The sequence below is a fragment of the Bradyrhizobium sp. HKCCYLRH3061 genome, assembly GCF_051168015.1.
GTDB lineage: Bacteria > Pseudomonadota > Alphaproteobacteria > Rhizobiales > Xanthobacteraceae > Bradyrhizobium.
On record NZ_JBNPUE010000006.1, the window covers coordinates 153,119 to 168,559 of the forward strand.

Sequence of the window (15,441 nt, forward strand, 5' to 3'; positions counted from 1 at the left end):
GACATGAGTAACGCTTCGAAGCCCAACGTGCTGTGGTTCCTGCCGACCCATGGCGACGGCCGCTATCTCGGCACCTCGCAGGGCGGCCGCGAGGTCAACTTCAACTATCTGCGCCAGGTCGCGCAGGCCGCCGATCAGCTCGGCTATTACGGCGTGCTGATCCCGACAGGACGGAGCTGCGAGGATTCCTGGATCGTGGCCTCGGCGGTGGCGCCGTTCACCGAGCGGCTGCGCTATCTCGTCGCGGTGCGACCCGGCCTGCAATCGCCGGCGGTGGCCGCGCGCATGACCGCGACGCTCGACCGCGTCAGCAACGGCCGGCTGCTGGTCAACGTCGTCACCGGCGGCGATCCGGTCGAAAACAAGGGCGACGGCATCTTCCTGTCGCATGAGGAGCGCTACGAGGTCACGCGCGAATTCCTGACCGTCTACAACGCGCTGCTCGAAGGCGAGGCGGTCAACTTCAGCGGCAAGCATATCACGGTCGAGGACGGCCGGCTGCTGTTCCCGCCGGTGCAGTCGCCGCGGCCGCCGCTGTTCTTCGGCGGCTCGTCGGATGCCGGCATCGACGTCGCGGTAGACACCGTCGAGAAGTATCTCACCTGGGGCGAGCCGCCGGCCGATGTCGCGGCCAAGATCGCCAAGGTGAAGGCCGTCGCCGACAGTCGCGGCCGCAAGCTGTCGTTCGGTATCCGCTTGCATGTGATCGTGCGCGAGACCAATGACGAGGCGTGGGCGGCCGCCGACGACCTGATCAAGCACGTCACCGACGACACCATCGCCTCGGCGCAGAAGATTTTTGCCCGCATGGATTCGGTCGGGCAGCAGCGGATGTCGCAGCTTCACGGCGGCCGACGCGACAAGCTCGAGATCAGCCCGAACCTGTGGGCCGGCGTCGGCCTGGTCCGCGGCGGCGCCGGCACGGCGCTGGTCGGCGATCCCGACACGGTGGCGGCGCGCATCCGCGAGTACCAGGATCTCGGCATCGATACCTTCATCCTCTCGGGCTATCCGCATCTCGAGGAAGCCTACCGCTTCGCCGAGCTGGTGTTTCCCAAGCTTGGCTTGAATGTGTCGGAGCGGACCGGCAACGTCACCAGGCTCCGCACCAATACCGGCCCGTTCGGCGAGACCATCGCCAACGAGCACCGTCCGTTGCAGAGGGCCTCGCAATCATGAGTCTGATCGAAAGTGTTCCCAAGGTCCGCAGGCTGGCGGTGCCGCGCGCGGATGGGCTGATCCCCTGGCTGGTGCCGCTCGCGATCATCCTGATCTGGCAGGCGGCCTCGGCCGCCGGCCTGGTCTCGCCACGCGTGCTGCCGGCGCCGAGCGACGTGGCGCGCGCCGGCTGGAAGCTGCTGTGGTCGGGCGAGCTCGGCCGCAACATCTGGGTCAGCTTCTGGCGCGCCTCGATCGGCTTTTTGATCGGCGGCGGCATCGGCTTCGCCTTCGGTCTGGCCAACGGCCTGTCGCAACTGTCGGCGAAGCTGACCGACACCACTCTGCAGATGATCCGCAACGTGCCGCATCTGGCGCTGATCCCGCTGGTCATCCTGTGGTTCGGCATCGACGAGAGCGCCAAGCTGTTTCTGGTGGCGCTCGGCGTGTTCTTTCCGGTCTACCTGAATACGCTGCACGGGATTCGCACGGTCGATCCGCAACTCATTGAAATGGGCCGCGTCTACGGCATGTCCGACCGCGAGCTGTTTCGCCGGGTGATCTTCCCCGGCGCACTGCCGTCGATCTTCGTCGGCCTGCGCTTCGCGCTCGGCATCATGTGGCTCACCCTGATCGTCGCCGAGACGATCGCGGCGTCCTCGGGCCTCGGCTACATGGCGATGCAGGCGCGCGAGTTCATGCAGATCGATGTCGTCGTGCTCTCCATCCTGATCTACGCCCTGCTGGGCAAGGTCGCCGACAGCGCCTCGCGGGTGCTGGAGCGGCTGACGCTGTCCTGGCATCCGGCCTTCAGCAAGCATTGAGGTTCTGGAAATGCAGCAAGCGCTCCGAATTCCCGTCTCCGGTGTGGAGGCGATCGACGGCCCCGATGTGATCGGGCATGCTGAGGCTTTCCGCCCCGTGAGGAAGCACAGCGTGAGTCCGGCCAAACCCGAGACACGCGGCCTGCCGCTCGTGATCCGCGATCTCCGCAAGGCGTTCGGCGACAACGAGGTGCTGCGCGGCATCGACCTGGAGATCGCGGCCGGCCAGTTCGTCGCCATCGTCGGCCAGAGCGGCTGCGGCAAGAGCACGCTGCTGCGGCTGATTGCCGGCCTCGACAAGCCGACGTCGGGCACGATCAGCTTCGGCGAAGCGGCCGCGCGGCCCGAGGACGTCCGCGTCATGTTCCAGGAGCCGCGGCTGCTGCCATGGGCGCGGGTGCTCGCCAATGTCGAGGTCGGGCTCGGCCGCGAGCGCAAGGCCGCCGGTGCGCATGAGCGGGCGCGGCGGGCGCTCGAGGAGGTGGGTCTCGCCGACAAGCGCGACCAATGGCCGGCGGTGCTGTCCGGCGGTCAGAAGCAGCGCGTCGCGCTGGCGCGCGCGCTGGTCAGCGGTCCGCGCCTGCTGGCGTTCGACGAGCCGCTCGGCGCGCTGGACGCGCTGACGCGGATCGCGATGCAGCGGCTGCTGGAGCGGGTCTGGGCCGATCAAACCTTCACCGCAATCCTGGTCACCCATGACGTTGCGGAAGCCGTGGCCCTCGCTGATCGCGTCCTCGTCATCGAGAGCGGCCGGATCGCCGAGGACATCAGCGTCGATCTGCCGCGCTCGCGCCAGCGCGGCTCCGCCGAGCTTGCGGCGCTGGAAGGCTCGATCCTGGGCCAGTTGCTTGGACCGGGCACGACGGGGTAGGAAAGGTCAACGCAATGAACTCCATCGTCCGTCACATGCCTGATGCCACGGCGCTCCAGCCGGATTTCCGCTCTGCGATGCGCCAACTGGTCGGAGGCGTCAGCGTCATCACGGTCGGACGCGGCGATGAGGTCACCGGCATGACGGTGAGCTCGCTGTCGTCACTTGCGGTCGAGCCTCCCTCCATCATCGTCAGCCTCAACCGCAACGCCTCGTCCTGGCCAATTCTGCAGCGGGAGGGCGTTTTTGGCGCCAATCTGCTGGCGGCGGATCAGATCGGCGTGGCCGAACGGTTTGCGGGTAAGGGTGGCTTGCGCGGCGTCGAACGTTTCGCAGGGGCGGAGTGGCGCAAACGGGTCACCGGTGTGCCGCTCCTCGTCGGAGCGCTCGCGACGCTGGATTGCGAGGTCGAGGAGATCATCGAGCGGCACTCCCATGCCATCGTGATCGGCAAAGTGGTCCATATCGATGTGGCGCCGCAGTCGGCGGCCCTGGCGTATTGGCATGGCAGCTATGTCGGGGTTGATCGCGACGACGGTCACGGTCGGCTCGCGGCCTTCAGCGTCCCGGATCCGCGGCTGACGCCGTAACGTTCCGACGCTCCCGGGGCGAGCTGGCAACTTTCCTGCGGACGCCTTAAAAGCCGCTGTCGGCGTCAGCAGCGGAAATCATGAAGCGGATCGGAACCTGGGCTCTGTATGCGATCGGCACGGTCGCCATCCTCTATCTCGCGCTGTATGCGTACGCGGTCCTGACGCAGCGCGAGTTCACGCCCGGCGATCCCATTCACATCTTCCGCAATCCCGAGGCGCCGAACTATTCGTGAGGCTGTGCCCGGCGACGCCGCGCCGGCGTATTCTCGCGAACCCACGGATCCGCGGACTGTTCACAGTCCTGTAGCTGCATCCAATCGTCGGTCAGAAACTGCACGCGGCAGCGGCGCCACACTTTGATGTGTCCGCCATCCGGCGACGTCTCGACGTCGGATAGCGACAGCGTGGGCGGCCGCCAGCGATAGCTGCGTTCATTGTCCCAGCCGTCGCAGCCCTCCCTGCCACAGGCGATGGTTCGCGAGATCAGCTTGCCTTTTCCTGCGAAGCACCAGCTCCTGACGCCCCATTCCTGACCCGACGATGGGGTGACGAGCGGTGCGTGCGACGTCTGCTCCCAGCAGCCTGACAGCACGCCGCGCGTGGCGGCACCGGCCGGCGAAACGGCAAGCGGCGCGCCGAGGGCCAGCGCGCCGCCGAGAACGATCCGGATGGGCAGATTATACGGGGCTCGGCATGCGCGGCGTGTCGCCGGAGCCCGGCGGCGGGATCGGCACGCCGCCGTCGGCATATTCGTTGAGCTTGTTGCGCAACGTGCGGATCGAGATGCCCAAGATATTGGCCGCATGTGTCCGATTGCCCAGGCAGTGCTTCAGGGTCTCCAGGATCAGGTCACGTTCGACATCGGCGACCGTGCGGCCGACCAGGGCGCGCGTGACCTGTTCCGCCGCCATCGTAGCATGCGCGACGGCAGGTTGGGTCTTGCCGATGTCGAGGCGGGCGCCGTCGGGCGTGAGGATGGCATCCGGCCCGATCTCGTCGCCCTGTGCCATCAGCACCGCGCGATGCATCGTGTTCTCCAGCTCGCGCACGTTGCCCGGCCAGCGGTTGGTGGTGAGGATGCGCTTGGCCTCCGCCGAGATCGGCCGCAGCGGAACGGCATTGGCCTCGGAATATTTGCGCGCGAAATGCTGCGCCAGTTCGAGAATGTCGGCGGGGCGCTCGCGCAGCGGCGGGATCTTGAGGTTGACGACGTTGAGCCGGAACAGCAGGTCCTCGCGGAACGTGCCCTCGCGCACGGCGTCGGCCAGGTTGCGGTTGGAGGTCGCGATGATGCGGATGTCGACAGGGACGGGACGGGTGCCGCCGACGCGGTCGATCACGCGCTCCTGGATCGCGCGCAACAGCTTCGACTGCAGCCGCACGTCCATCTCCGAGATTTCGTCCAGCAGGAGCGTGCCGCCATTGGCCTCCTCGAACTTGCCGATGCGGCGGGCGACGGCACCGGTGAAGGCACCCTTCTCGTGGCCGAACAGCTCGGACTCCAGCAGGTGCTCAGGGATTGCGGCGCAGTTGATCGAGATGAAAGGACGCTTGGCGCGGGCCGAGCGGGTGTGGACGTAGCGCGCCAGCACCTCCTTGCCGGTGCCGGACTCGCCGGTGATCATCACCGAGGCGTCGGAGCCGGCGATCTGCTGGGCAAGCTTGATCACCTTGGCCATCGCCTCGTCGCGATAGACGAGATCGCGCGAATCGTTGGCGACAGCGGCGAGGACGGCCGCGATCAGCTCAGGATCCGGCGGCAGCGGAATGTATTCCTTGGCGCCGGCATGGATGGCGGCGACCGCGGCGCGGGCATCGCTGGTGATGCCGCAGGCGACGATCGGCACGTGGATGTGCTCGGCATCGAGCCGCATCACCAGGTCGCGGATGTCGAGCGCGACGTCGACCAGCAGCAGGTCGGCGCCCTTGCCGCCGCGCAGCACCCGCATCGCCTGCTCGTTGTCCTCGGCATGGGTGACGGTGGCGCCGTTTTCCATGGCGATCTTGGTGGCCGTCGTCAGCTGGCCCTTCAGCGTTCCGACGATGAGAAGCCGCATGTTGGTCTCCTATTCGGCCGTGCCGCTCTCGATCGGCACGCAGGTCATGTCTGTCAGTTGCGGTCGGACTTGATGATTTCGGTCATCGTCACACCGAGCTTGTCTTCGACCAGAACCACCTCGCCGCGTGCCACGAGCCGGTTGTTGACGTAGATGTCGATGGCTTCGCCGACCTTGCGGTCGAGTTCGAGCACGGTGCCGGGCCCGAGCTTCAGCAGCTCGCCGACATCCATCTTGGAGCGGCCGAGCACGGCCGAGACCTGAACCGGGACGTCGAACACCGCCTCGAGGTCGGCCGCGATGCGCGCGGCATGCTCTTCTTCATTGTAGCCGACGTCGCCGCCCAGCGGAGGCGCGTCCGCCGCATTGAGGTCGGGAAGCGGGATCTCGTTGTCGCTCATGACTTAAACTCCCTCGGCCACCACGGCGGCCTAGTTCTTCTTGGACGCCATGTAGCGTCCGACCAGCTCGTTGATCTTGGCGTCGATCGCAGCGCGCTCCAGCACGACCCCGCCATCGGCCCATTCGATACGGCAGTCGCCGGTCGCGATCTCCGGCTCGGCGAGGATGACGAGGCGCCCCTCGAAGCCGCTCTGCTTGGCGAGCTTCTCGATCTTCTCGCGGGCAAGCTCGTACAGCGCGTCGTTGATGCGCAGCACGAGGTGCGGCGTCGCCACCAGATGCGCGAAGCAGTCGTGCACGAGTCCGGTGATCTCGCCGAGCGGCTCCGCCTCGACCAGCGCCGCGCATAGCTTGCGGGCGACGGCGACCGCGACATCGACGGCCTCGGTTTCCATCCGCTGCTCGATGCCTTCGAAGCGTGCGGAGATGCCCTGCAATTGGATGTTGATCTGCTCCAGCGCCGAGGCGACGCGGCGGTCGGCCTCGACCTTGGCTTCGCGCTGCGCCGCCTCGTAGCCGTTGCGATAGGCGGCGGCTTCGGCGGCCGCGACCTTCTGTGCGATCTCGGCAGAGGTGGCGGCAGCGCGCTCCCGCGTCGCCTTCTCCGGCGCGGCGAAGTCGGTATCGAACAGGAATTTCGCGGGCTGAGCCATCAATACACCAGTTCGTCGTCGGCGCGGTTCTTGCTGAGCATGATCTCGCCCTTGGCGGCGAGATCCTTGGCGAGGTTGACGAGCAGGGCCTGCGCCTCGTCGACGTCGCGCAGCCGCACCGGCCCCATCGCGGCCATGTCGTCCTGCAGCATCTTGGCGGCGCGCGACGACATGTTGCCGAAGAAGAAGTTGCGGACCTCCTCGTTGGCGCTTTTGAGCGCCACGCCGAGCTTGTCCTTGTCGACATTGCGCAGCAGGGTCTGCGCCGAGGCGGAATCGAGCTTGATCAGGTCGTCGAAGGTGAACATCAGCGCCTTGATGCGCTCGGCCGATTCGCGGTTCTCTTCTTCGAGCGACGTGATGAAGCGGGTCTCGGTCTGGCGGTCGAAATTGTTGAAGATCTCGGCCATCACCTCGTGGGCGTCGCGGCGACGGGTCTGCGACAGGTTCGACATGAACTCGACGCGCAGGGTCTGCTCGACGCGCTCGATGACCTCCTTCTGCACCGCTTCCATGCGCAGCATGCGGCCGATGACGTCGAGCGCCATGTCCTCGGGCAGGATCGCGAGCACGCGGGCGGCATGCTCCGGCTTCAGCTTGGACAGCACGACCGCGATGGTCTGCGGATATTCGTTCTTGAGGTAGTTGGCGAGTACCTCTTCCTGGACGTTGGAGAGCTTCTCCCACATGTTGCGGCCGGCGGGGCCGCGGATCTCGTCCATGATGCCGTTGACGCGTTCCGGCGGCAGGTATTGCTGCAGCAGGCGCTCGGTGGCGTCGAAATTGCCCATCAGCGCGCCGGAGGCCGACATGCGCGAGACGAATTCGAGCATCAGGTCCTCGACCACGTCGGCTTCGATGGTTCCCAGCGTCGACATCGCCAGCGACAGTTCACGCACCTCGTCGTCATCGAGCTGCTGCCAGATCTTGCCGCCGTACTGCTCGCCGAGGGCGAGCATCATCACCGCGGCGCGGCGCGGGCCGCTCAAGGGCTCGGTCTTCTCGCGCTGCGCCTGGCGGCTCGCCAAGGTCGCGATGACCGTAGAAATGTCGTTGTTGTTGGCGTTGGCGTTCTGGGTCTGCGGCAGCGACATGGCGTCTACGTTCTTTTCAGTTCAGGCGGTTCACGTCGATCGGGTCAGCTCTGCGGCTCGGCGAGCCACTGGCGGATGATGGCGGCGGCTTCGCCCGGGTTGCGGTCGGCCAGCTCGCCCACCCGGTGGACGGACTGAGCGTGGACCTGGCCCTGGACCTGGGCGACGTCGATCATGTTGGCGGTCTGCTGGGCGTGAGCGGCTGCCTGGATGGTTTCGTCGGTGAGCGCCGGCAGGCCGCCGCCCGGGACGGCGATCTCTTCGGTGGCGATGATCTTCTTCACCAGCGGCCGCACCACCATGAACACGACCACGATGCCGAGCAGCATCATCACCGCGAGCTCGATGACGTACATGACGTCATCCTTGGTGAAGTGGAGCATCCCGAGGAAGCCGGTGGGCTCGTTGATCTGCGGCACCGCGGGAGCGTCGGCGAATTTCAGGTTGACCACCTCGACCTGGTCGCCACGCTTCTGGTCGAAGCCGATGGCGGAGCGGACCAGGGCGGCGATGCGGTCGAGCTCGTCCTTGCTGCGCTCCTGATAGACCAGCTCGCCCTTCTCGTTCTTGGAATAGGCGCCGTCGACCAGAACCGCGACCGAGATGCGGTTGACCCGTCCGGCCTCGGTGACCTCGGTCTTGGTGGTGCGGGAGATCTCGTAATTGTTGGTCTCTTCGGTCTTCTTGCTCTGGTCCCGCGGCTGCTGCGGCGGCTGGTTCTGCTGGTTGCCCGGCAGCTCGTTGTTGACCGTGACCTGGCCGTTGTTCTCGTTGGTCGCCGACTGCTCTTCGCGTGTCTGACTCGAGCGCAGCACGCGGCCTTCCGGATCGTAGCGGTCGGAGGTCTGGGTGATGCGGTTGTAGTCGAAATCGGCGGAAAGCTGGACGCGGGCGCGGCCCGCTCCGACCACCGAGGAGACGATGTCCTCGACCTGCTTGCGCATCCGCTTCTCGAAGGCGTTGCGACGCTCGTCGCCGACCTGCTGGTCGATGTCGGTCTGGGTGCCGTCGGCGAGCAACTGTCCGGCCTCGTCGACGATCGACACCCGCTGCGGCTTCAGGCCGTTGACGGCGGAGGCGACGAGGTGGCGGATGGCGCGGATCTGCGCCGGCTCGAGGGTGCCGCGCACGCGCACGACGATCGAGGCGGACGGCTCCGGGGTCTCGCGCGAGAACAGCGGCCGCTCGGGCAGGACGAGATGGACGCGCGCGGCCTGGACACGGTCGATGGCGCGGATGGTGCGGGCGAGCTCGCCTTCGAGCGCGCGGAGATGGTTGATGTTCTGGACGAAGCTCGTGGTGCCCAGCGCGTCCGACTTGTCGAAGATCTCGTAGCCGACGCCGCCGCCCTTGGGCAGGCCGCCCTCGGCGAGCTTCATGCGCAGCCGGGTCACCTTGTCCTTGGGCACCAGGATGACGCTGCCTTCATTGCGCATCTCGAAGGGAATGCCCTGCCGCTCCAGATCCTTGATGATGCTGGAGGAGTCCTCCATCGTCAGGTCGGTGAAGAGGGTGGTCATCTGCGGCGCGGTCACGCGCATGATGACGAAGCCGAAGAAGCCGATCAAAGCAGCGGTTACCGCGATCATGGCGGTGAGCCGCGCGGCGCCCAAACCCTTCAGGAAGTCCAAGAGACCTTGCAAGCAACTGCCCCATAGTTCGGCATTCGACGGGTGGCCGCTGAAAGGTGATGTGAGCTTCGCGGGCCTTTACGGCCGGTTGCATAGATCGCGAAATTCAATCCTTAACCTTCACCAGCACCCGCATTCCAGGTGGCGATCCGATGTCAGCCGACGCGTCCGCCAGTCGCAGAGGGGGCGCGGAGGTTGGATCGAACCGCTGGGCAATTATTGCCTATGGGAAGGTTTCGATATGGTTAACGATGGTTAAAGGGTCCTAACAAAGTGTAGACATGCAAAAAATCGGCTTGGCGGGGCCAAGCCGATTTTCGAAGAAATCCCGTCGCGTCGGTAACGTCTTATTGGCGATATTGCTGAATTCGAGTGGTGCGCAGGCCGGCGAGACCATGCTGGTCGATCGAGAACTGCCACGACAGGAATTCGTCGACGGTCAGGGTGTAGCGGCTGCACGCTTCCTCGAGGGACAGCAAGCCGCCGCGAACGGCGGCAACGACTTCAGCCTTCCGGCGAATGACCCACCTCTTGGTGCCTGGCGCAGGCAAATCCGCGATGGTGAGCGGGCTGCCGTCAGGCCCGATGACGTATTTCACCCTCGGGCGATGGGGTTCTGTCATGGCGTACTCACAAACTCTTAACCACTGAACTCACGGTAAGACCCTACGCCGCCTCGCTTAAAATTTGCCTAAGCGAAGGGCGCGAATCCGGCGCTATGCGCGAACGCCGCCACTTCCGGTGGCGCTGCGCCCCGGGAGCGGAATCGTGGTAAATGATTGGTTAAGAATTTCCGGCGCTTACGCTGACATGTCGCCGCGGCGGCTGAGCTTGTTCGAGCTCAGCCGGGATCGGTTCAGACGGGGCGGGAGCTAGCTCACGATCCGCTGGATCTGGTTCACCGTATAGGTCTGGCCGCCGATCGACAGCAGCGGCGGCTGCTGGGTCAGGTCGACCGAGGATACGGTGCCCTTGACCTGGGTCGAGATGGCCACCGGCGAACCGTTCGTTGCATCGGTGCCGACCACCGTGATCTTGTATTGCCCGTCCGGCCATTGGGTGCCGTCATTGCCCTGGCCGTTCCAATTATAGGTCTGGTTGTCGCCGGCGCTCGCCGAATATTTGCCGCTGAAGACGGTCTGGCCGACGCTGTTGGTGATGCTCACCGTCAGGTTGCTGTCCTTCGGAATGCTGAGATCCCAGCTCGCTTGCCCGTTGGTCATGGTCGTCGTCGAGCCGTTCACCACCGCTGTCTTGCCGACGAAGGCGAGCGCCTGGGTCGCCTGCGTCGTCTGCTGCATCGTGAGCAGCGATGCGAGCTGGTCGTTGGTCTTGAGCTGCTGCTCGACGCCGGCGAACTGCACGAGCTGCTGGGTGAACTGGTTGGTGTCCAGCGGATCCAACGGATTCTGGTTCTGCAACTGCGTCGTCAGCAGCGTCAGGAAGGTCTGGAAATTGCCGGCAATGGTCGAGCCTGCGCTCGAGCCGAGGCTGCTGTTGCCGGTTGACGAATTGGTGTTGGTCGTGCCCGAGACCGGCGGGGGTGCCGTGATCGCGTCGCCGATTGCCATGGAAGCCTCCTGTTAAACCCTGATATCCACGCCGCCTTGCGCGCCGAACATCCGTCCATAGGACCGTCCGGCGAGCTGGACCGGGACGTTTTCGTCCTCGGTCACGATCAGGCGTTGTGCGTTGCCATTCTGTTGATAATCGCCGCCATTCTGGCCGGACGAGTTCTGGTCGCGCAGCGAGAACTGCAATCCGCTGTTGTTGCTCTTGAGGCCGGCGTCCTGCAGCGCCTGCTGGAGCTGCGGCGCCGTCTGCTGCAGCATCGCCAGCGTCTCCGGCTTCTCGACCCGCAGATGCGAGGTCACCTGGCCATTGCGGTCGACGTCGATGCGGACGTCGATGCGGCCGAGCTCGGCCGGATCCAGTCGGATCTCGAAGCGGCTCTTGCCGTTGAGCGCGGAGGCTGCGATCTCGACGGCAAGCCCATGAAGCGGCACAGCGGCCGCCGTGGCGGCTGTCGCGGTCAGGTTGGCCGAGGTGATCTGGCTGGTCGATGCGGCCGGCGTCGACAGCTGGGGCTGCAACGCGGCCGTGGCCTGTGCGCTCGGATCCGGCGCCGGCCCGTTGGTCTGGCTGGTCGTCGGCGCGGTGTTGCGATCATGTGAGGCCGGTGCCTGCACGTTGCCATTCGCCTTCCCATCGCCGGCCTCGACGGAGTCCGGCTTGGCTGCAACAGCGGGCTGTTGCGCGAGCGCGCCATGGCCCGGCTGCTGAGTGGACTGGACGTTGCCATTGCCAGTTTCGGTGACCTTGCCGGCTGCGCCGTCGGCGAGCCCCGTCTTGGTCTGGGTGCCCGGCTTGCCCGTCGTCTTGGTGCTGCCGGGAACGGCCGCATCGAGCGCGGCGGCGAAGCTCTGTTCGGCAGATGCGGCAGCGTCGCCGGAGGCCGCCGCTGCCGTCTCGGGCGTCGTCGCGGTGGATCCGGCTCCGTCGGCATCCTTGGCCGCCGCGGAGGATTTGGCTGCGGCCGCCAGCAGGCCTGCCGCGGCATCGACCGAGCCCTGCGGGCCAACACCGGGCACTCCGACGGGAGCGGCCGCACCGGGCGCATTGGTTTTGCCGTCGCCGTCCGCCGTGCCATCGCCGCTGGCGGGGTTGGCGAGGGTGATCTCCGGCTGGATGGCGACGGCGACCGGCGTCGGCACGGCCACGGTCGGCCCGGCTACAGCGGTCGTCGCGGCGCTCGCATCCGTGCCGGCCTGATCGCCGTCCTTCTTGTCGCCCGTCTTGCCGTCGCTGGTCTTGTCGTCGGCGGTCCCAGCCGCATCGGTTTTGGTCGACGTGCCGGCGGTCGCGTCGGCCGGGGTATCCGAACCGCTGTCGTCGGCGCGCGCGGTGCTGCCGTCGGCCTTGTCCGCCGGCTTGTCCTGCGACCTGGCCTGGGTGGTGCGATCGGCGTCGCCGGCCCGCGCCGGCTCGCGGCTCGGGGTGGAAGCGCTGGCGGCGCGCGGCGACGGCGACGCCGAGGTGGGCGGCGACGCTGTCGACGGATCCGGAGTCGCGGCGTCGACCAGCGCCGAGAAGCTGTCGGACGGCTGCGGAGCGTCCTGACGGGACTGTCTCGGCGCCGTGGTCTTGAGAACCGTGCCTGCCTGGATGTCTGACGTGACGCTGAACACCTTGGACCCTCTCGCGATGAACTCGACCAAGCAGTTCAGCAAGGAGCGGGCCAAGCCGGGGTTGCAGAAAATCGCCAACAAATTCAGGTTCTTATGGAATCAATCGGGGCGCGGGCCGCAGCCCTCGTCCTCGCCATTTCTGCCCGGCCGGCAAGATTTGCCGCCGGCATCTGCGACCGGCGCAATTGCTTCGCAGGAAGTGCGCCTATATTAGAGACAGATGCTTTCGTGTTGTTTCCGATCAGGACATCCTGTCCGGAGATCGCCCGAAGCAAGCCATCCGCAAAGACGGCGCATGCGAGGCGTTCCCGCGCCGGGAACCCGTTGCCTGACGCCGCGATCGCAGTGACCGGATCATGCTCAACAGTCTCGATCTCGAAGGCCGTCCCGAAGACACCAGGGTCGTCGTCGCCATGTCCGGCGGCGTGGACTCCTCGGTGACGGCCGCGCTGTTGAAGTCGGAAGGCTACGACGTCGTCGGCATCACCCTGCAGCTCTACGATCACGGCGCGGCGACGCACCGCAAGGGCGCGTGCTGCGCCGGCCAGGACATCCACGATGCCCGCAACGTTGCCGAGCGCCTCGGCATCCCGCATTACGTGCTGGACTACGAAGATCGCTTCCGCGAGTCGGTGATCGACAATTTCGCCGCCAGCTACGCTTCGGGCGAGACGCCGGTGCCGTGCATCGAGTGCAACCGCGCGATCAAGTTTGGCGATCTCCTGAAGACCGCGCGCGAGCTCGGCGCCTCCGTGCTCGCCACCGGCCATTACGTCGCCTCGCGGCGGCTGGCGGACGGATCGCGCGCGCTCATCTGCGCGGCGGACAGCGATCGCGACCAGAGCTACTTCCTGTTCGCGACCACGCGCGAGCAGCTCGATTACCTGCGCTTTCCGCTCGGCGACATGACCAAGCCCGAGGTGCGCGAACTCGCGCGCCGCTTCGGCCTGGAGGTCGCCGACAAGCATGACAGCCAGGACATTTGCTTCGTGCCGACCGGCCGCTACACCGACATCATCGGCAAGCTGCGCCCGAACGCGATGGAGCCGGGCGAGATCGTCGATCTCAGCGGCTGCGTGCTCGGCGCGCATCACGGCATCGCCAACTACACGATCGGCCAGCGCAAGGGCCTCGGCATCGCTGCCGGCGCGCCGCTCTACGTCGTCAAGCTGGACGTCGCCACCCGCCGCGTCGTGGTCGGCCCGCGCGAGGCGCTGCGCACGCATCGCATCACGCTCCGCGAGGTCAACTGGATCGGTGATGGCGCGCTCGACGCGGCCGCGCGCGAGGGCCTCGAATTGTTCGTGCGGGTGCGCTCGACGCGGCCGCCGCAGCCGGCCTGGCTGCGCGGTGCGGACGGCCGTTACGAGGTCGAGCTCGTCGCCGGCGAAGAGGGCGTCTCGCCGGGCCAGGCCTGCGTGTTCTACGATGCCGCGTCCGGCCGCGCCCGCGTGCTCGGTGGCGGCTTCATCCAGAGCGCTGTTGCGGAAAGCAGCAGCTTGGGCGGCAACGCGATCAGGCCGCAGCGCGTGGCCGAGCCGGTCCGCGGCTGATCAGCATCCATCATTCAGGGCAGGGGCATGGGGGACATCGACCGCGCGGGGGTCGAAAAGGCCTATGAGCGCTGGGCGCCGATCTACGATCTGGTGTTCGGCAAGGTCTTCGATCAGGGCCGCCAATCGACCATCGCGGAAGCCGATCGCATCGGCGGCCGCATTCTCGACGTCGGCGTCGGCACCGGTCTGTCTTTGTCGGACTACGCCCGGACCACGAGGATCTGCGGCGTCGATATCTCCGAGCCGATGCTGCGGCGGGCGCAGGCCCGCGTCCGCGAGCTGAAGCTCTTCAATGTCGAGACGCTCGCGGTGATGGATGCCAAGCATCTCGCGTTCCCCGACAATTTCTTCGACGCGGTGGTCGCGCAATACGTCATCACTGCGGTGCCGGATCCCGAAGCGACGCTCGATGATTTCATCCGCGTGCTGAAGCCGGGCGGCGAGCTGATCCTGGTCAACCATATCGGCGCCGAGAGCGGCCCGCGCCGAATCTTCGAGCTCGCCTTCGCGCCGATCGCGCGCCGACTCGGCTGGCGGCCGGAGTTCCCCTGGGCCCGGCTGGTGAACTGGGCCGCAAAGCATGGCGGCGTCACCTTGGCCGAGCGCCGGCCGATGCCACCGCTCGGACACTTCTCGCTCATTCGCTACCGCAAGGGCTGATCACTGGATACCCTGGCCGTGCGCTTTGCCAGGCCATCCGCGCGGAACGCGAACGCGCGGTTTGCGTTGCCCCGCCATGAGCATCAGGCAAACCTTGTTCCTCTCGTTCGCACTGGTCTCGGCCGGGGCTGCGGCCCATGCCCAGGCGCCGCCGACGCCGGCCACGCCGCCGCAGACGACGGCGCCGGCCGCCGACGCGAATGCCGCCTGTGCGCCGAATGCCCGCGCGACGGCGACGCCCGACGGCATCACCACCGGCCGCGCCGGCGAGCTGCTCGGCGACAAGCTGGCGAAGACCAACGGCGTGTTGTGTCCGCCGAGCGGGGTCGATCCGGAGATGCACGCGCCGACCCCGGAGGGCGGCACGACCCCGGTGATCCCGCCGCCCGGCAGCCCCGGCGGCAATCCGAACGTACAGCCGAAGTGAGCCTCTTGTGATCCGCATTGCCGAGCAGCTGCTGTTGGTCGCACACGTCGGCGTGTGACCCTCGGCGAGCGGCGGATACATGCGCAAGGCCTTGGAGAGTCGTCCGGAAATCCCCTCGTGCGAAAACCGCTGCTGCCCGCGAGCTTTGCTTGACAGCGGCGGAGACGCCTCCTTATATGCCGCCCGTTCACAAGGCCCGGCGGCCCGCTTCGACCGGTTTTGCCTTGATCGAACACCGTGGCGGGGTAGCTCAGCTGGTTAGAGCACGGGAATCATAATCCTGGGGTCGGGGGTTCGAGTCCCTCCCCCGCTACCAACGGTCACCCC

At 66.7% G+C, this 15,441-nt stretch carries 17 protein-coding genes and 1 tRNA gene; 10 read left to right on the forward strand and 8 right to left on the reverse strand.

Translation table 11 applies throughout. The features are described from left to right. Window positions 1-3 precede the first annotated feature (3 nt). The 5 genes from ssuD (at window position 4) to ACQR2C_RS13095 (ending at window position 3,679) form a co-directional block, all read left to right on the forward strand. A complete protein-coding gene (gene ssuD / locus ACQR2C_RS13075; protein ID WP_434881286.1) occupies window positions 4-1,179 on the forward strand; it encodes an FMNH2-dependent alkanesulfonate monooxygenase in 1,176 nt (391 codons plus the stop codon). Beyond that, entirely contained in the window at window positions 1,176-1,982 is an 807-nt protein-coding gene (ssuC, locus tag ACQR2C_RS13080) for an aliphatic sulfonate ABC transporter permease SsuC (RefSeq protein ID WP_316182359.1), read from the forward strand. The genes ssuD and ssuC overlap by 4 nt, the downstream gene beginning before the upstream one ends. A gap of 10 nt (window positions 1,983-1,992) precedes the next feature. Beyond that, the gene (locus tag ACQR2C_RS13085) at window positions 1,993-2,853 is read left to right on the forward strand and encodes an ATP-binding cassette domain-containing protein (RefSeq protein ID WP_316217463.1); all 861 of its coding nucleotides are present in this window, start codon (window positions 1,993-1,995) and stop codon (window positions 2,851-2,853) included. A 14-nt stretch (window positions 2,854-2,867) separates the two neighbouring features. Continuing rightward, on the forward strand, window positions 2,868-3,443 hold the full coding sequence (locus ACQR2C_RS13090) for a flavin reductase family protein (RefSeq protein WP_315803355.1): 576 nt from the start codon (window positions 2,868-2,870) through the stop codon (window positions 3,441-3,443). Window positions 3,444-3,523: 80 nt separating this feature from the next. Beyond that, window positions 3,524-3,679 (forward strand): hypothetical protein, encoded by a 156-nt coding sequence (locus ACQR2C_RS13095; RefSeq protein WP_284421132.1) that lies wholly within the window; start codon window positions 3,524-3,526, stop codon window positions 3,677-3,679. Window positions 3,680-4,123: 444 nt separating this feature from the next. Here the strand turns inward: ACQR2C_RS13095 and flbD are convergent, their stop codons facing one another. From flbD to ACQR2C_RS13135, 8 genes are all read right to left on the reverse strand, one after another. Beyond that, on the reverse strand, window positions 4,124-5,503 hold the full coding sequence (gene flbD / locus ACQR2C_RS13100; protein ID WP_315803356.1) for a sigma-54-dependent transcriptional regulator FlbD: 1,380 nt from the start codon (window positions 5,501-5,503) through the stop codon (window positions 4,124-4,126). A gap of 53 nt (window positions 5,504-5,556) precedes the next feature. After that, window positions 5,557-5,904 carry a flagellar motor switch protein FliN gene (gene fliN / locus ACQR2C_RS13105; RefSeq protein ID WP_015669138.1) on the reverse strand — a complete coding sequence of 116 codons (348 nt, stop codon included), beginning with the start codon at window positions 5,902-5,904 and terminating at the stop codon, window positions 5,557-5,559. Between the two features lie 30 nt (window positions 5,905-5,934). Further along, a complete protein-coding gene (locus ACQR2C_RS13110; protein ID WP_315803357.1) occupies window positions 5,935-6,558 on the reverse strand; it encodes a FliH/SctL family protein in 624 nt (207 codons plus the stop codon). After that, window positions 6,558-7,652: a flagellar motor switch protein FliG gene (fliG, locus tag ACQR2C_RS13115; protein ID WP_315714167.1), complete on the reverse strand. Its 1,095-nt coding sequence runs from the start codon at window positions 7,650-7,652 to the stop codon at window positions 6,558-6,560. The genes ACQR2C_RS13110 and fliG overlap by 1 nt, the downstream gene beginning before the upstream one ends. A gap of 44 nt (window positions 7,653-7,696) precedes the next feature. After that, a complete protein-coding gene (gene fliF / locus ACQR2C_RS13120) occupies window positions 7,697-9,295 on the reverse strand; it encodes a flagellar basal-body MS-ring/collar protein FliF (RefSeq protein WP_315803358.1) in 1,599 nt (532 codons plus the stop codon). 335 nt (window positions 9,296-9,630) lie between these two features. Beyond that, on the reverse strand, window positions 9,631-9,906 hold the full coding sequence (locus ACQR2C_RS13125) for a DUF1153 domain-containing protein (RefSeq protein WP_002714638.1): 276 nt from the start codon (window positions 9,904-9,906) through the stop codon (window positions 9,631-9,633). A 249-nt stretch (window positions 9,907-10,155) separates the two neighbouring features. Continuing rightward, complete coding sequence (locus tag ACQR2C_RS13130) at window positions 10,156-10,854, reverse strand: flagellar hook capping FlgD N-terminal domain-containing protein (protein ID WP_315803359.1); 699 nt, start codon at window positions 10,852-10,854, stop codon at window positions 10,156-10,158. A 12-nt stretch (window positions 10,855-10,866) separates the two neighbouring features. After that, window positions 10,867-12,471 carry a flagellar hook-length control protein FliK gene (locus ACQR2C_RS13135; RefSeq protein WP_434881287.1) on the reverse strand — a complete coding sequence of 535 codons (1,605 nt, stop codon included), beginning with the start codon at window positions 12,469-12,471 and terminating at the stop codon, window positions 10,867-10,869. Between ACQR2C_RS13135 and ACQR2C_RS13140 the strand changes: the two genes are divergently transcribed. From ACQR2C_RS13140 to ACQR2C_RS13160, 5 genes are all read left to right on the forward strand, one after another. Then, window positions 12,458-12,685, forward strand: coding sequence for a hypothetical protein (locus tag ACQR2C_RS13140; protein WP_315803361.1), 228 nt, complete (start codon window positions 12,458-12,460; stop codon window positions 12,683-12,685). The two genes, ACQR2C_RS13135 and ACQR2C_RS13140, sit on opposite strands and share 14 nt — an antisense overlap. Before the next feature lie 142 nt (window positions 12,686-12,827). Next, on the forward strand, window positions 12,828-14,024 hold the full coding sequence (mnmA, locus tag ACQR2C_RS13145; protein WP_315803362.1) for a tRNA 2-thiouridine(34) synthase MnmA: 1,197 nt from the start codon (window positions 12,828-12,830) through the stop codon (window positions 14,022-14,024). Window positions 14,025-14,051: 27 nt separating this feature from the next. Then, window positions 14,052-14,687 carry a class I SAM-dependent methyltransferase gene (locus ACQR2C_RS13150; protein WP_315803363.1) on the forward strand — a complete coding sequence of 212 codons (636 nt, stop codon included), beginning with the start codon at window positions 14,052-14,054 and terminating at the stop codon, window positions 14,685-14,687. Window positions 14,688-14,763: 76 nt separating this feature from the next. Further along, entirely contained in the window at window positions 14,764-15,114 is a 351-nt protein-coding gene (locus tag ACQR2C_RS13155; protein WP_434881288.1) for a hypothetical protein, read from the forward strand. Between the two features lie 239 nt (window positions 15,115-15,353). After that, window positions 15,354-15,430 (forward strand) — tRNA-Met (locus ACQR2C_RS13160). The last annotated feature ends 11 nt before the right edge of the window (window positions 15,431-15,441 follow it).

Coding starts and splice junctions, on each gene's coding strand:
- ACQR2C_RS13125 (WP_002714638.1), bottom strand. CDS start 9,906: ATGACAGAACCCCATCGCCCGAGGGTGAAATACGTCATCGGGCCTGAC.
- ACQR2C_RS13150 (WP_315803363.1), top strand. CDS start 14,052: ATGGGGGACATCGACCGCGCGGGGGTCGAAAAGGCCTATGAGCGCTGG.
- ssuD (WP_434881286.1), top strand. CDS start 4: ATGAGTAACGCTTCGAAGCCCAACGTGCTGTGGTTCCTGCCGACCCAT.
- ACQR2C_RS13095 (WP_284421132.1), top strand. CDS start 3,524: ATGAAGCGGATCGGAACCTGGGCTCTGTATGCGATCGGCACGGTCGCC.
- mnmA (WP_315803362.1), top strand. CDS start 12,828: ATGCTCAACAGTCTCGATCTCGAAGGCCGTCCCGAAGACACCAGGGTC.
- ACQR2C_RS13110 (WP_315803357.1), bottom strand. CDS start 6,558: ATGGCTCAGCCCGCGAAATTCCTGTTCGATACCGACTTCGCCGCGCCG.
- ACQR2C_RS13090 (WP_315803355.1), top strand. CDS start 2,868: ATGAACTCCATCGTCCGTCACATGCCTGATGCCACGGCGCTCCAGCCG.
- ACQR2C_RS13130 (WP_315803359.1), bottom strand. CDS start 10,854: ATGGCAATCGGCGACGCGATCACGGCACCCCCGCCGGTCTCGGGCACG.
- fliN (WP_015669138.1), bottom strand. CDS start 5,904: ATGAGCGACAACGAGATCCCGCTTCCCGACCTCAATGCGGCGGACGCG.
- ACQR2C_RS13155 (WP_434881288.1), top strand. CDS start 14,764: ATGAGCATCAGGCAAACCTTGTTCCTCTCGTTCGCACTGGTCTCGGCC.
- ssuC (WP_316182359.1), top strand. CDS start 1,176: ATGAGTCTGATCGAAAGTGTTCCCAAGGTCCGCAGGCTGGCGGTGCCG.
- flbD (WP_315803356.1), bottom strand. CDS start 5,503: ATGCGGCTTCTCATCGTCGGAACGCTGAAGGGCCAGCTGACGACGGCC.
- fliG (WP_315714167.1), bottom strand. CDS start 7,652: ATGTCGCTGCCGCAGACCCAGAACGCCAACGCCAACAACAACGACATT.
- ACQR2C_RS13085 (WP_316217463.1), top strand. CDS start 1,993: ATGCAGCAAGCGCTCCGAATTCCCGTCTCCGGTGTGGAGGCGATCGAC.